This window comes from Streptomyces canarius (assembly GCF_014650735.1).
Lineage (GTDB): Bacteria > Actinomycetota > Actinomycetes > Streptomycetales > Streptomycetaceae > Streptomyces > Streptomyces olivaceoviridis.
In genome coordinates this window covers 1-14629 of record NZ_BMVN01000095.1, presented here as the reverse complement: position 1 = coordinate 14629, position 14629 = coordinate 1, and the positions used below count along the sequence as shown (strand labels likewise).

Below are 14629 nucleotides of genomic sequence, written 5' to 3'. Positions count from 1 at the left end.
TGAGGCCGCGACGGAGCCTCCGGAACTACCTGCTGGAACAGCTCCCACAACTCATCCGGCACCAGCCGCTCAACGATCGAAACCACGACCGGCAGCCTACCGAACCAAATGAGATGGCGTCTAAGGCCCGCGGCCACTTCCCGAACGAGATCGCGGCCTTGGAATGCGTCTACATGGCCATCATGTCGCTGGAGCCCACCGGCAAGGGCCAAGCTCGCTGGACCATGCGCTGGAAGACCGCCCTGAACGCCTTCGACATCAGCTTCGACGGCCGACTCTCAGCAGCCCGTCAGTAGCCCCAACCGCACTGGCTACACCGCTCGTTTGACAGACCCGGTGTCGGTCACCGTCTCGTCGCCCCGGCCAAGTAGCAGAAGCAGGGTGCACTCACGTCCCCCGCCCCTGGCCGTCGGCCTCATGACCATCGCGGGGGCCTCTGCGATGACGGACAGCATCGGCGCGCTCCTGTCGCAGCGCAGACATCAGCTGTCCGAGGGGATACGCGCCGCGATCTCGCGCGCCAGCTCGACGTCGACCACCTCGTATCCGCTCGCCGATGCCTGAGGCTGTGGCGCCTCTGCCTGGACGGCGAAGGAACGCGAGGCACACGCCGACGACCTCGACGACCCGCGCGCTGACCTCGGTCTCCGCCGCCACCGACCGGTCCAAGAACGACCAGGCCCCGTCCAAGACGTACCGCCACATCCCGGTGTGCGCCGCGGCTCGCTGAGCAGCTTCACCTGTCCGCTGTTCGACGGCGTGCCGAAGGCCGTGATTCGCGTCGGACCGCGGACTCCCGGGCGGCGATACCTGCCCAGGAGCGCAGGGCGGTCAGTCCGTCGTCCGCGACTTCAGCATCCTCCTGGCCTCGGCGACCACGGCCGAGTCGGTGACGAAGTGGGTGTCCTGCTCGGCGGACGCGCTGGAGGCACCGAGGGGGATCCACGTGGCCCGGCGCCGGGGTTCGGCGCGGCGCTTCGCCGAGAGGTGGACGGCGGCCACACCAGCAGCGGTCAACTCCGGGATGTCGACCGGACGTACCCCGCCGCCCGCCATCACCTGTACACCGGGCGCGGCTTCGACCATGGCGGCGAGGCGGGCCAGCCCCTGCCCGGCCGCCGGGGCGCCGCCGGAGGTGAGCACCCGGGTGAGCCCCAGGGCGGGCAACAGCGCGGCGGTGGCGACGGGGTCCGCGGCCTGGTCGATCGCGCGGTGCAGTGTCACCTCGACGGGGCGGCCCGTGTCCTGAGCTGCGGCGGCGAGGCGGGTGACGGCGGCGGTGTCGAGGCTGCCGTCGGCGGTGAGCGCGCCGACGACCACACCGGAGGCTCCGGAGGCGATCACGGATCGCACCTCGGCGACCATCAGGGCGGTCTCCTCGGCGTCGTAGACGAAGTCGCCCGGCCGGCAGCGGACCAGTACCTGAACCGGCAGGCCTACGGCGGCAACCGCCTCGACCAGGGCGGCTGACGGGGTCAGACCGCCCAGTTCCAGACCGGTGCAGAGTTCGACGCGATCGGCTCCGTGGTCGAGGGCGACACGGGCGCCGACCGGTGAGGTGACGGCTATCTCCAGTGTCGGGCGCGGTACGGGGCCGGCCGGGCCGGACCGGCCGTGTCCGGGCATCTCGCAGGCGGCGGTCACGGGTCCGGCGGACGCGGCGGCACCGCCGGTCCGGGACAGGCCGAGAGGCCGGGGGGTGCCCTCGCTCACTCGTCGTCACCGGTGAGCGGTTCGTCGGAAGCCTGGATTATACGGGCCGTCAGGTCCGGGGCTGCCATGTCACGGTCGAAGGGGAACATCGGGCGGCGGATGCGGCGGTGACCGAGGCGCACCAGGTCCTGGTCGACACCGCCGGGGGTGAGGGCCATCTTCCAGCCGACCGACATGTCGAACAGTTCGGGCTCCAGGTAGCCGATCTTGACGATCACGATGTCGGCGGAGCGCGGATCGAGGTCGAGGTCGGTGAAGTCGTGCTCGTGGTGGTACGGCTTGCGCAGCCTGGTGAGGATCGCGTACACGCTGCCGACGCGGATGACGACCTCTGTCTCGGCGTCCCGGTCGCCGTGCCGGATCGCGTGGACCACGCCGGTGAGGGTGACCGGGCCGGCGTGCCGGTCGTCGACCTCTGCGCCAGCGGTGACGGTGACCGTGGCGCCGATCCCGGCGGCGACGGCGGTCTCGATCGCGGCGGGGCCGGGCACCGAGGCGTAGATGACGGTCGGCCCGTCCTCCTTCTGGAACTCGGGGCGTTTCAGCAGCTGGGTCAGGCCCCAGGTGACGTCCCCGGCGCCGCCCGCGGTGGGGTTGTCGCCGGTGTCGCTGATGAAGTACGGCCGCTTGTCGGAGTCGAGGGCCTCGTCGAGGAGTTCGTCGTAGGTGCCGGTCGGGGCGACGAAGTCGAAGTCGTCGCGAGCGTCCCAGAAGCCTCGGGCGAGGCGCTCGGCGCCGGCCGAGACCGCAGCCGTGTCGTCGCCGGTGACCACCACGACCGCGCGGTTGCGGGGTTCGTCCGCCCAGGCGTAGCCGACCCAGATGGCGGCATCCGTCACGCCGGCGATGGCCTCGACCTCGTCGATCGCCGCGTACACGCTCTTCGCGGGTTCGATTCGGGTGGAGGTCTGCTCGCCGGCCAGCAGCACGGGGACCGGCACCCACGCCTTGACCGGGCGGGGCCTGCCGGAGACCAGGAGCTCGACCAGGTTGCGCACGGCACGCTCCTTGGTCTCCATGTGGTCCTCGTGCGGGGCCATTCGATAGCAGGTGATCAGGTCACTGCGGTGGGCGAGTTCACGGGAGACGTTGCCGTGCAGGTCCATCGAGGTGGAGACGATCACGTCCGGGCCGACGGTGGCGCGGATGCGCTCCAGCAGCACGGCCTCGGCGTCGTCGATCCCCTCCACGGTCATGGCGCCGTGGATGTCGTACCACAGACCGTTCAGCCGGGGCAGCGCGGCGAGGCGTTCGATGAGTTCGTCCGTGAGCGCGGTCCAGGCGGCGGCGGTGACGGTGCCGCCCGGCAGTGACTTGCCGACCAGGGCGCCGTGCCATTCGACGGCCTCGCGCAGTTCCTCGCCCGGGGCGAGGAAGGGATACCGGTCGAACACCTCGCCGCCGCGCAAGGGATGGAAGGCGGGTGCCTCGGTGCGGGCGGGAGAAAAGGTCGAGGACTCGATGCCGAGGCCGGCGACGGCGATGACGGGGCGGGCGACGGCGGTGCGGGTGTGCGTCATGGCTCCTCGTGCGGGGTGGTGCGGAGTGGGCGGTAGTGCGGAGTGGGGTGCGGGACTCATCCCACGAGCCTCGGGCTGCTGTCCGGGACCCGGCCTCTGGCTACGGGCGGTGCCGGGCCCCGGACTTTCTTCGCTTCCTTCGGGACTTCGTTTCCGGCAGGGGCCGGCCGTCGGACGGCTCCGGCGCTGTCGGACGTGGCCCGGGGCGGGAGTTCGTCCGGAGCGGGGCGTTCTGGGTGTCAGCCATTTCTGGGGGGTACGACGGCTGGGAACCGGTCCGTGCGGACGCCACCGGCATCGCCCAGCGCGCGGGCCAGGGCGCGCTGGAGGGCGAAGAGTCCGACCCCGACCAGTCCGGCGTCGGCGCCGAGGATGGCCCGCTCGATGGTGAGGTGTTCGGTCGCCAGTGGGTGGCAGCTCTCGTAGAGCTGGCTGCGTACTGCGGCGACGAACGGTTCGAGGGTGGAGAGGATGCCGCCGAGGTAGACGGCGTCCGGGTTGAAGAAGTTGACGTTGGCGGCGAGCACCCGGCCGAGGTGGTCGCCGGCTCTGCGGACGGCGCGGGTGGCTTCCGGGTCGGCGTCGGTGGCGAGCTGGACCACGTCCTCGGTGCTGGCCACTTCGACACCGCGTTCGCGCAGAATGCGGACGAGCGCGGCGCCGGACGCCACGGTCTCCAGGCATCCGGTGTTGCCGCAGGAGCAGGGGATGTCGGCGCCGCCCTCGATACGGATGTGGGTGATGTCGCCGGCTGCTCCGGTGGCGCCTCGGTAGAGGTGGCCGTCGATGATGACGCCGGCGCCGATCGCCGAACCGATCTTCACCGTGATCGTCCGCCGGTGCTCGGCGGGCCTGACGCTCTGCTCGCCGACGGCCATGCAGTTGGCGTCGTTGTCGACGACGGCCGGGACGCCGAAGCGCTCCTCCAGCCAGGCGGCGACCGGGAAGCGGTTCCAGCCGGGCATCCGGGAGGGCAGGACGACGGCGCCGGCGGGCACGTCCACCGGTCCGGGCAGGGAGAGTCCGACGCCCCGGAGCCGGTCGCGTCCCCGCTGCTCGGCGAGAGACTCCACGTGCTCGGCGAGCCTCGTCAGAGCGGCCTCGGGACCGTCGGCGATCTCGAAGGGGACGTTGGCGACGTCGCGCACACCGTTGCCCGGGAGCACCACACCGATCCGGGCGTGGCGGCCGCCGACGTCGGCGGCGACGGCGTACTCGTCGGTGCTGCCGGCCCTGAGCACCCTGCGGGGGCGGCCCCCGGTCGAGGACTGGGTGCCCTCCTCGGCGATGAGCCCGCGCTCGACCAGCTCTGCCACCGTGAGGGAGATGGTGGAGGGGGCCGTGCCGAGGAGCTGCGCGAGTTCGGCGCGGGACGACGCCTGCCCTGACGCGACGAGTTCGAGGACCCGCGTGGCGAGGGTCGCGCCTTTCGGGTTCACGCCCTTGGTGTTCTTGCGGTCCCGTGCACTTATTTCAGTCATGTACGAAGTAACTTCCGCAGTGATGGGTGTGTCGGAGACAGTACGCCCGTTCCGGCAAGCAGGGAACGGTTCCGTGGACGGAACCGTGAGCGCCGGCACGGAATGAAATTCACCTAAATCGGTACATAGTTGTCGCCTGGCGCGCCGGAGGATGACGGATCTGACTTTCTTCGAGATCGCAGTAACTTATTTGTTATTCATTCTTGTTTGTTTGTTCGGCGCGCCCGTCGTTGACTGTCGCCATACGCAGCGCCGATCCCGCGGCGCCGGTTTGGGTCTTCCCATGACGTTTGCGGGTCCTTTCACTCTGAGGAGAGCCATGTTCCTTGCTCCCACGGCCGCCGGCCGCCGCTGGGCCCTCGTCGCGGGTGCCGCCGTCATCACCGGCGGGCTGGTCACCGGCTGTTCCGGCGGCGGTACCTCGTCGTCCGGTCCGGCATCGTCGGACACGATCAACTACGCGCTCCCGGCGAACTTCACGCCGAACTGGATCCTCCCGATCGGCACCGCCGCGCACCTGAACACCAACAACTCCTCGATATCCCAGGCCGTCTGGGAGCCGCTGATCGCGTACGACGGCTCCACCGGCAAGGTCGGCTGGAACAAGGACAACTCGCTTGCCACTGACGCGAAGTTCGCCGCGGACAGCAAGAGCGTGACGATCACCCTCGGGCAGCGTCACTGGAGCGACGGCAAGCCGATCACCTCGCGTGACGTGGAGTTCTGGTTCAACCTGGTCAAGGCCGACAAGGCGGACTGGGCCAGCTACAGCCCGGGCAAGGCGCCGGACAACTGGACCTCCTTCAAGACGGTCGACGACACGCACTTCACCATCACCTTCGACAAGGCCTACAGCCAGCAGTGGATGCTCGCCAACGAGCTGAGCATGATCCGCCCGATCCCGCAGCACGTCTGGGACAAGACCAGCGACTCGGGTGCCGTCTCCGAGCTGGACCGCACCACCGCCGGCGCCAAGCAGGTCTGGACGTACCTGAACAACGCCGCCAAGAAGATATCCGGCTACGCGACCGACCCGCTGTGGAAGACGGTCAGCGGCCCATACACCATCAAGTCGTTCTCCACCGCAGGCAGGGTCGAACTCACCGCCAACGCGAAGTACGACGGCGGCGGCAAGGCCAACATCAAGAACGTCAACCTGCTGCCGTTCACCACCACCGAGGCCGAGGAGAACGCCCTCCGCGCCGGCACCGTCGACTACGGCTACATCAACGCCTCGGACCTGAGCCAGGAGGCGTCCTTCAAGGCCAAGGGCTACTCGGTGAAGCCATGGAGCGGCTGGGCGATCACCTACATGCCGTACAACTTCAACAACCCCACCATGGGCCCGGTGTTCAAGCAGCTGTACGCCCGCCAGGCGATCCAGATGTCGGTGGACCAGACCACTCTCTCCAAGGTGGTCTTCAACGGCAAGGCCGTCCCCACCTACGGCCCGATTCCGCAGGGCCAGGAGTCGCCCTTCGTCTCCCCCCAGCAGAAGAACAACCCGTACCCCTTCGACGCCGCCAAGGCGAAGAAGCTGCTCACCGACCACGGTTGGACCGAACAGGGCGGCACCATGGTGTGCAATGCCCCCGGTACCGGCGCCAACCAGTGCGGCGCCGGTGTTGACAAGGGCACCAAGTTCGAGATGCAGGTGCTGTCCCAGTCCGGCTCGACCGTGACCGACAACATGATGAGCGCGCTGCAGTCGTCGTTCGCGAAGACCGGCATCAAGTTCGGCATCAAGACCGCCCCGGTCAACTCGGTCCTGTCGCAGGCCGGCCAGTGCACCGCCGGCGAGTCGAGCTGCACGTGGCAGCTGTCCTTCTTCGGCACCGCGGGCAGCTGGTACTTCCCCGCCTACCCCAGCGGTGACTCGCTCTTCGCCACCGGCGGCGGCTCCAACTTCGGCAGCTACTCCAACGCCGAGGTCGACAAGCTGATCACCCAGACCACCACGTCCTCCTCGAACGAGGCGGTGCAGAACTACAGCGCCGCACTCGCTAAGGACCTCCCGGTGATCTGGCTGCCGGAGCCCGACTACCAGATCTCCGTGGTCAGGAACGGTCTCGGCGGCTTCGCCCAGGACTCGCTCGCGAACTTCCACCCTGCCATGTGGAAGTGGACCAAGTAGGCCCGGTCGGTACCCGCGCGGGCCGACGGCAGCCGGCTGCGCGGCCGGCCGCCCAAAGCCCGCGCACACCCCTCGCGCACCCGCGTCACACCGACGTCCACGTCGCGGTGACGCCCCTGTCCAGGTGACGCCCGCGCGCGTCACAGAGACGAAGCGACCAGAAAACACATGAGCACTTCCTCGTATCTGATCAGACGTGTCCTCCAGGCCGTCGCGGTGATCGTCATTGTGACCATCGTCGTCTTCGGCCTGCTGCACGCGCTTCCCGGGGGCCCCGCCCGCGGGATCCTCGGGCCCCAGGCCACCGCACAGCAGATCGCACGCTTCAACCACGAGCAGGGCCTGGACAAGTCCCTGCCCGTGCAGTACTTCCACTACCTTGGTCAGCTGCTGCACGGAGACCTCGGGACGTCGTACACCCTCAACGAGCCGGTCTCCCAGCTCATCGGCGAACGGCTACCGAAGACCCTGGCCCTCACCTTGCTGTCGGCTCTCGTGGGCCTCGTCCTCGCGATACCGCTGGGCATGTGGCAGGCCGTGCGCCGCAACAAGGCGGCGGACTACGTCATCACCACGCTGAGCTTCATCGCCTACTCCACGCCCGTGTACTTCCTCGGGCTGATCCTGGTGCTGGTCTTCAGCCAGGAGCTGGCGTGGTTCCCCTCGCAGGCTCCGCAGGGGGAGACCCTGGGGCAGGTGTTCTCTGACCCGCAGGCTCTCGTGCTGCCGGTGTTCGCGGGCGCGGCCTCCATGATCGCCGTGTTCAGCAGGTACATGCGGGCGGCCACCCTGGAGAACCTCTCCGAGGACTACGTCCGCACGGCCAGAGCGGGCGGCTCCCGCTCCCGCGCCATCCTGGTACGGCATGTGTTCCGTAACTCGCTGACACCCGTGGTGGCCATGCTCGGCTACTACATTCCCGTGCTCTTCGGCGGTGCGCTGGTCATCGAGCAGCTGTTCAACTACCCCGGCATGGGGCTGCTGTTCTGGACGGCGGCGCAGTCCTCCGACTACCCGGTCCTGCTGGGCTGCGTCCTGGTGATCGGCGTGGCCACCGTCACCGGCACCCTGCTCGCCGACATCGTCCAGCGGATCATCGACCCCCGAGTGAAGGCAGGCCGGGCATGAGCACCGTCATCCAGCCGGACGCGGTCACGGCGAAGGCCCCCGCCCCGAGTGAGGCCACCGGCGCACGGCTTGCCGTCCGCCGCTTCCTGCGCAACAGACTGGCCGTTGTCGGACTGGCCGTCGTGGTCCTCTTCTTCCTGTTCTGCTTCGTCGGTCCGCTGGTGTACTCGACCGACCAGACCCATACCATGCTCGAGCAGGTCAACCTCGCGCCCAGCGGCGCCCACTGGCTCGGCACCGACGCTGTCGGCCACGACGAGCTGGGCCGGCTCATGTACGGCGGCAAGGTCTCGCTGATCGTCGGCCTCGCCGCGGGCGTCCTCGCCACCGGCATCGGCACGCTGTGGGGCGCCTCCGCCGGTTACGCGGGCGGCTGGATCGACGCCGTGATGATGCGGATCGTCGACGCCGGCATCGCGATCCCCGCGCTGTTCATCCTGCTGGTGGTCTCCGCCATCACCACACCGGGCCTCGGCGGACTCGTCCTCATCCTCGGCCTGGTGTCCTGGCTGGTGCCGTCCCGGCTGGTCCGCGCCGAGACCTTGACCCTGAAGAACCGGGACTACGTCCTGACCCTCCGTGCCATCGGCGGCACGCACGCCCGGGCGATCCTGCGGCACATCCTGCCGAACTCGGTCTCCACCGTCATCGTCGCCGCGACCTTTCAGGTCGCCGACGCCATCCTGCTGGTCGCGTACGTCTCCTACCTGGGCATGGGAGTCCGGCCGCCGCAGACCGACTGGGGCGGCATGCTCTCAGCGGGTCTCACCGCCGCCTACTCCGGCTACTGGTGGCTGATCCTGCCGCCCGGCCTGGCCATCATCCTGGTGGTGTGGGCGTTCAACGCGATCGGGGACGGACTGCGCGACGCATTCGATGTGAGGGGACGCTGATGACCGCCACCACCAACGGCTCCGCCGCCCGCACCGCGGCATCCAAGCCGATCCTCGAACTCGACGACCTCGGCGTCGTCTTCACCACCGAGACCGGCGAAGTACCCGCGGTCAAAGGCGTGTCCCTCCAGGTCCGGCCGGGCGAGACGCTCGCCCTCGTCGGCGAGTCCGGCTCCGGCAAGTCGACGATCGCACTCGCCGCGATGGGCCTGCTCACCGGGAACGCCCGCGCCACCGGCAGCGCCGTCATCGCCGGCACCCAGATCGTCGGAGCCCCGGAGAACGCCCTCGCGGCGCTGCGCGGCAGGACCGTCTCCATGGTGTTCCAGGAGCCGGCCACCGCGCTCGACCCGCTCACCCGGATCGGGAAGCAGATCGCCGAGGTGATCCGCAACCACCGTGAGGTGACCTCCAGGGACGCGGTCGCCGAAGCCGTCGACCTGCTGCGCCGGGTCGGCATCCCCGAACCGGAGAAGCGTGCCCGCGCCTACCCCTTCCAGCTCTCCGGCGGACAGCGCCAGCGAGTCGTCATCGCCATGGCCATCGCCAACGAGCCCCGACTGCTCATCGCCGATGAGCCGACGACCGCCCTCGACGTGACCGTGCAGGCCGAGATCCTCGACCTGCTGCGCCGGCTCGCCGTCGAGACCGGCACCGGCGTGCTCCTCGTCACCCACAACATGGGCGTCGTCGCCGACTTCGCGGACCGGGTCGCCGTCATGTACCACGGGGAGATCGTGGAGACCGGGCCGGTCGAGGACGTCCTGCTGCGCCCCGCCCACGACTACACCCGGCGCCTGCTGGCCGCCGTACCCCGGCTGTCCGTCGCCGAGACCGCGGACGCGACCGGCCGGCCCGCCGCGACCGCGCAGGCCCCCACGCCCCGTCCGGCGGCCGAACCTTCGGCCCCGCCCGTCGGCTCCGGCGGCCCCGCGGACGAACCTGTGGTCGAACTGCGGGACATCAACGTGGTGTTCGGCCGCGGCAAGACCGCCGTGCACGCCCTCGACGGAGTGTCGTTCCGGGTCGGGCCGGCGCAGACCCTGGGCCTGGTCGGAGAGTCCGGCTCCGGCAAGTCGACCGCGGCCCGGGTCGCGCTCGGCCTGATCACGCCCACCTCCGGCACCGTCTCCCTGTTCGGCACCGACCTCGGCCGCACCCGCGCCCGGGCCCGCCGCGCACTGCGGGCCGGCATCGGCGTCGTCCTCCAGGACCCCGTGGCCTCCCTCGACGCCCGGATGACCATCGGCGAGTGCATCGCCGAACCGCTCCACGTACACCGTCGCGGCCTGTCCGCCAAGGACCGGCAAGCCAAGATCTCCGCCGTCCTCGACCAGGTACGGCTGCCACGCGAAGTCGCCCGCCGCGCGCCCCGCGAACTTTCCGGAGGACAGCGACAGCGGGTCAGCCTGGCCCGCGCCCTGGTACTGGAACCCCGGCTGCTGGTCGCGGACGAACCCACCAGCGCACTCGACGTGAGCGTGCAGGAAACCGTCCTAGAGGTGATCACCGAACTCCAGGGCGAACTGGGCTTTGCCTGCCTGTTCGTCTCCCACGACCTCGCCGTCGTGCAGAACTTCGCCCAGCACGTCGTCGTGATGCACGCCGGCCGGATCGAGGAGCAGGGCTCCACCGGGACGACCCTGTTGCACCCGGAGACCGACTACACCCGCCGTCTGCTCGCCGCCGTGCCGGTGCCCGACCCGGTGTTGCAGCGGGCCCGCAGGGCCGAACGCCTGGCCGCCCTCGCGGCCGGCCGTACGGAGGCCCAGGCGTGACCCGATCCCTCATCTCCCCCCACACCCCGCAGGACCCCACCATGTCCACCTCCCCCCGGCCGCTGTTCGCCGGCATCGACATCGGCGGCACCACCACCCAGGTGGTGGTCTGCTCCGACGACCTGACGGTCCTAGACCGCGCAGAAACCGCCACCCCGGCGCGCGAGGGCGGCCGGGCCATGGTCGGCGCCGCGCTCGACGCCCTCGCCCCGCTGCTGGCCCGTGTCCCGGGCCGCCTGGTGGGCACCGGAATCGGCGCCGCCGGGGTGGTGGACTCCGTCAACGGCCGCATCCTGGTCGCGAGCGACTCCTTCCGCGGCTGGGCCGGCTTCACCGTCACCGCCGCCGTCGAGGACGGCCTCGGCGTCCCGGCCTATCTGGACAACGACGTCAACGCCTTCCTGTACGGAGAGGTCTACGGCGGGGCGGTGCGCGGCGAGACCGACGTCCTCGGCATGACCCTCGGAACCGGCGTCGGCGGCGCCCTGTGGACCAACGGCGCCCTGTACGCGGGTCCGCACGGCGCGGCCGGCGAGATCGGGCACATTCCCGGCTTCGGAGAGCTGCCCTGTTCCTGTGGGGGCCGCGGCCATCTGGAGACGTTGGCCTCCGGCCGCTCCATAACGGCTCGTTACGCCGACCGCACCGGCCACCGCCGCACCGCCCGTGAAGTCGCGGAGGCCGCAGGCCGAGGCGACGACGACGCCCTCGCGGTGTACCGCGCCGCGGGAGAGGGCATCGCCCGTGCGATCGTGATCACGGCGGGTGTCGCAGACATCACCACGGTGGTCGTCGGCGGTGGCGTCAGCCGGGCCTGGCCCCTGCTGGAACCCTTCATTCAGTCCGCGCTTGCCGCCGACCCCCCGGTCAGCGGCCACCCCGTCCGCCTGGTCCAGGCCGCCCTGGCCTCCGACGCAGTCCCGGTCGGCGCCGCCGCCCGCGTCCGAGGCGAACTGGGCACGGGGGTGCGGTCGACGGCGTAGGGACAGGACCACCAAACCCCTGCCGAAACCCGCGGCCCCCGCTCGTGCCCGTCCTGGGACGGTGCCGGCGGGTTTCGTCAACCCGTTGGGACGAGTGAGGGCCGTAGAAGGTGCCGTCGCGGAGCATGACGAAGAGCACGTCGGCTCGTCGGCTCGCGAGGCAGAGCAGGGCCTGCGTGTGGTGCTTGCCCGGGGCGGTCTTTCTGTCGTACGAGGCGTGGTGGCGACCTGTTGCCAGTGGCTGAAAGGAGACAGGGGAGGGAAGCAGAATTCGGAAAACACACCGCCGGAGGCTGGTGCGGATCTTCTCGTCCCGGACCTGTCCGGAAGCAGCCTGTCCGTGCCACGCTCGGCGAAGGCCTCGTCCTCTGCGACATCGGGACTGCGCGCGTAGGTGCACAAAGGCACTGTCCGTACCCGACCCGGCCGAAGACGTGGGCAGGGCCCTCGCGCACTGGCCGACAGGGCACGCCCTTTGCGGTCCGACTCCTTTCCCGGCCATCGGGCCTGCGCCCCTATACCGACACACTCCTGGACCGGCTGGGCCCCAACCGGCTGATGTTCGGATCGGACTGGCCAGTCTGCCTGCTCGCCGCTGACTACGGCGAGGTCGTGGCGGTCGCCGACAAGCTCATCGACCCATTGAGCCCGCAGGAGCCAGGCGCAGTGTTCGGCGAAACCGCGGCCGAGTGGTACAGGATCCCCCTGTATGACTGGCTTCGGCCATCAGTCAGATAGGAGAAATGAGGACTGCATATAGAAAAGCGAGCCGACGATGTGAAAGGGATTCACCTGTGTGCCCGGTGTGGGGTCATCCTGCGGGTGGGATGACCGCCCGGCAGGGCGGGCGTGATGCCTGCGCCCTGCCGGAACGGGTGTGTCGTCAGTTGGCCGGGCCGACGTTGATCTCGGCACCCGTGGTCCACGGATTGCCGTGCACCTCGCTGAGTGCGCGCTGACCGGGGTAAAGCAGGCCTGCCCCTCCGCGGAGGTGTTGGTCCAGGTTCCGGTGGCCACCGGGTTACCCCAGGCGGTGCCGTCCTTGCTGGTGTAGACCTCGTAGTTGACGATACGGCCGTTGGCACTGTCCTGGCGTGGCAGGTAGTACAGGCAGGACACCTTGTTGTCGCCGCCGAGGTTGAGCTGGATCTCGTGCGGCATCGGTGCGCGGGGTCCGGACCATTGGGTGTGCCAGAACGTGCCCAGGTCGCCGTCGAGGACGTTGCTGGCCGGGGCGCTCTCGCCGACGCTCTCCTGACTGTCCGCGTAGGCCACCGACATCTTCGACCGCGGAATGAGAACCGGCGGGGCGGGACGATGATCCGCTCATCGCTGACGGTCTGCGGCCGGCCGCCTTGGACGAACTGCACGGTGGTGGTGAGCGGGCTGACCTTGCCGGGGACAGATGGCGCGGTGACGTCCCAGGCGAAGGTGGCCGATGTTCCGCCGGCGGCCCGCACGGGATGGCCGGCTGCGGCGTGCGGGGTGACGGTCCACCCGTCGGGCGTCGCAATAGCGGCGGTCACCTTGGTGGCCGGGGGCGCGCCGGCAGGAACGCTGACCGTCGTGGTCGCGGTGAAGGGCTGACCGCCCTTGACCACTCCGGGCACGTGGAGGGCCACCGACGGCTGGTGCGGGGACGGCATCGCGTACAGGGCCTTGTCGTAGCGGGGGCTGTCGTTCTGCGCGACCTCCAGGGAGGAGTCGTAGCTGCCGTAGTTGGTGAGTTCGACCTTGCCGAGTCCGCCGGTGCTTCCGTCGAGGTTCCAGACGGCGATGGCGATGGTGTTCTTGCCGTCTGGGTTCAGCACTCCGTCGGGAACGGGGAAACCGTGCTGGGGGCCGAGGTAGTTGACGTAGTTGCCCATGTCCCAGCCGTTGACGTAGATCTCGGCGCGGTACCTGCGGGACGGGTCATCGGTGAAGGTGAGGCCGAGGGAGGTGTCCGGCGCCCGTGGGTGTCGCGACCGGACTCGGGGACTGGCCGCGACACCCCCGCCCGGAGGGCACTCACAACGCACACAGCGGGGTGCCCCCGTGCCAGCCCACGCACACGGAGCCGAACGGGTGGTCTGATCGCGGGCCGTCTGCACACGCCGCGTCGTTCCATAGGCAGGGGTGTAGGGTCTCGCGGCTCGTGTCATGGGAGATCGCGCTGACTTGTTGATTCTCAGGCTGTCTCACGTCACGCCCACGCGCTCCAGTCTCACGGGCCGTGGTATTTCCTCATGGCCCGTGGGGGTGTGCGGAGGCCGATCGGTACGCGTCCGTTGACTGCGCCACTCATCTCTGCCCGTTGATCAACGGCGAGGCAAAGAGCTCCGGCGCTTCCCCATCGGGCAGCCGTCTTTGCACCGGTAACTACCCGGGTGCTCATCCCTCAGTTCTGTGTTCCTTCGCATGCTGAGGGAGCACACGGCCGGATGAGCGGGCGAGGCGATGGGGCTGGTGCCGTGAAAGCCACTCCGGAGAAGTCGCCCGACAGCAATGGGGCACGTCAGTCTCCACGCGACGCACCCCAGCAGAGCTCCCCGGTTCCCGGCCAGGCACCCGCCCCGGTACCGCAAACCCGGCGGCTGAGCAGGCACACCGTTCAGTTACTTCAGGGGACGGCGGGGAACGCCGCTGTCTCCCGGCTGGTGGCGCAGCGGTACACCGCTCCGGTCAAGACGCCGCCTTCGCAGGCGCCCGGCATGCGGCGAGTGAACGCGGACGTTGCCGCGAAAAGGCAGAAGATCGCTCACCACCAGCCTGCCGCAAGTGAGTCGAAGTCCGCCCAGGACGCGGCGGTTGCGCCTGCGGATGACAAGGAGGCGCAGGGCAAGGTCGCCAATGCGGAGAAGATGAACGCGGCCAAGCCTGGTGAGTTCGACAAGGCGGCGTTCATCAAAGCGGTCAACGAGGCGATCGCGGCGCAGGCGCCGAAGAATCTGGATGAGGCGGACAAGTTCGCCGATTCCGGCAAGGCCGAGAAGGTCAAGGGGGCGGTCGACGGCAAG

Annotated in this window: 11 protein-coding genes and 4 pseudogenes; 9 read left to right on the top strand and 6 right to left on the bottom strand. The window is 69.7% G+C overall.

Features of this window, described 5'->3' with window-relative positions:
- Together IE294_RS48665 and IE294_RS49245 are read left to right on the top strand one after the other, a co-directional pair.
- A pseudogene (locus tag IE294_RS48665) lies at nt 1-296 on the top strand (hypothetical protein); the annotation flags it as partial.
- 145 nt (nt 297-441) lie between these two features.
- Complete coding sequence (locus IE294_RS49245) at nt 442-564, top strand: hypothetical protein (protein ID WP_268252868.1); 123 nt, start codon at nt 442-444, stop codon at nt 562-564.
- Between the two features lie 267 nt (nt 565-831).
- Here IE294_RS49245 and IE294_RS44510 read toward each other — a convergent pair whose 3' ends face one another.
- The 3 genes from IE294_RS44510 to IE294_RS44500 all read right to left on the bottom strand — a co-directional run bounded on the left by IE294_RS44510 (nt 832) and on the right by IE294_RS44500 (nt 4714).
- Entirely contained in the window at nt 832-1626 is a 795-nt protein-coding gene (locus IE294_RS44510; protein ID WP_189895043.1) for a copper homeostasis protein CutC, read from the bottom strand.
- A gap of 83 nt (nt 1627-1709) precedes the next feature.
- Nucleotides 1710-3233 (bottom strand): M81 family metallopeptidase, encoded by a 1524-nt coding sequence (locus IE294_RS44505; protein ID WP_189895039.1) that lies wholly within the window; start codon nt 3231-3233, stop codon nt 1710-1712.
- Between the two features lie 239 nt (nt 3234-3472).
- On the bottom strand, nt 3473-4714 hold the full coding sequence (locus tag IE294_RS44500) for an ROK family transcriptional regulator (protein ID WP_189895038.1): 1242 nt from the start codon (nt 4712-4714) through the stop codon (nt 3473-3475).
- Nucleotides 4715-5033: 319 nt separating this feature from the next.
- Between IE294_RS44500 and IE294_RS44495 the strand changes: the two genes are divergently transcribed.
- From IE294_RS44495 to IE294_RS44475, 5 genes are all read left to right on the top strand, one after another.
- Complete coding sequence (locus IE294_RS44495; protein ID WP_189895037.1) at nt 5034-6848, top strand: peptide ABC transporter substrate-binding protein; 1815 nt, start codon at nt 5034-5036, stop codon at nt 6846-6848.
- Nucleotides 6849-7016: 168 nt separating this feature from the next.
- Nucleotides 7017-7976 (top strand): ABC transporter permease, encoded by a 960-nt coding sequence (locus IE294_RS44490; RefSeq protein WP_189895036.1) that lies wholly within the window; start codon nt 7017-7019, stop codon nt 7974-7976.
- The gene (locus IE294_RS44485) at nt 7973-8869 is read left to right on the top strand and encodes an ABC transporter permease (RefSeq protein ID WP_189895035.1); all 897 of its coding nucleotides are present in this window, start codon (nt 7973-7975) and stop codon (nt 8867-8869) included. The genes IE294_RS44490 and IE294_RS44485 overlap by 4 nt, the downstream gene beginning before the upstream one ends.
- Nucleotides 8869-10647: a dipeptide ABC transporter ATP-binding protein gene (locus IE294_RS44480; RefSeq protein WP_189895034.1), complete on the top strand. Its 1779-nt coding sequence runs from the start codon at nt 8869-8871 to the stop codon at nt 10645-10647. The genes IE294_RS44485 and IE294_RS44480 overlap by 1 nt, the downstream gene beginning before the upstream one ends.
- Nucleotides 10648-10688: 41 nt before the next feature.
- The gene (locus IE294_RS44475; protein WP_189895042.1) at nt 10689-11630 is read left to right on the top strand and encodes an ROK family protein; all 942 of its coding nucleotides are present in this window, start codon (nt 10689-10691) and stop codon (nt 11628-11630) included.
- Nucleotides 11631-11727: 97 nt separating this feature from the next.
- Here IE294_RS44475 and IE294_RS50015 read toward each other — a convergent pair.
- A pseudogene (locus IE294_RS50015) lies at nt 11728-11847 on the bottom strand (IS110 family transposase); the annotation flags it as partial.
- Nucleotides 11848-11867: 20 nt separating this feature from the next.
- Here IE294_RS50015 and IE294_RS49520 point away from each other — a divergent pair.
- Nucleotides 11868-12368 (top strand): amidohydrolase family protein, encoded by a 501-nt coding sequence (locus IE294_RS49520; protein WP_306433547.1) that lies wholly within the window; start codon nt 11868-11870, stop codon nt 12366-12368.
- On the opposite strand, the gene IE294_RS44465 is transcribed toward IE294_RS49520, so the two are convergent.
- Nucleotides 12357-12905 carry a discoidin domain-containing protein gene (locus IE294_RS44465; protein ID WP_189895033.1) on the bottom strand — a complete coding sequence of 183 codons (549 nt, stop codon included), beginning with the start codon at nt 12903-12905 and terminating at the stop codon, nt 12357-12359. The genes IE294_RS49520 and IE294_RS44465 overlap by 12 nt on opposite strands.
- Before the next feature lie 494 nt (nt 12906-13399).
- Nucleotides 13400-13774: pseudogene (locus IE294_RS49515) on the bottom strand (beta galactosidase jelly roll domain-containing protein); the annotation flags it as partial.
- 495 nt (nt 13775-14269) lie between these two features.
- On the opposite strand from IE294_RS49515, the pseudogene IE294_RS44455 reads away from it, so the two are divergent.
- Nucleotides 14270-14629, top strand: a pseudogene (locus tag IE294_RS44455) (hypothetical protein); the annotation flags it as partial.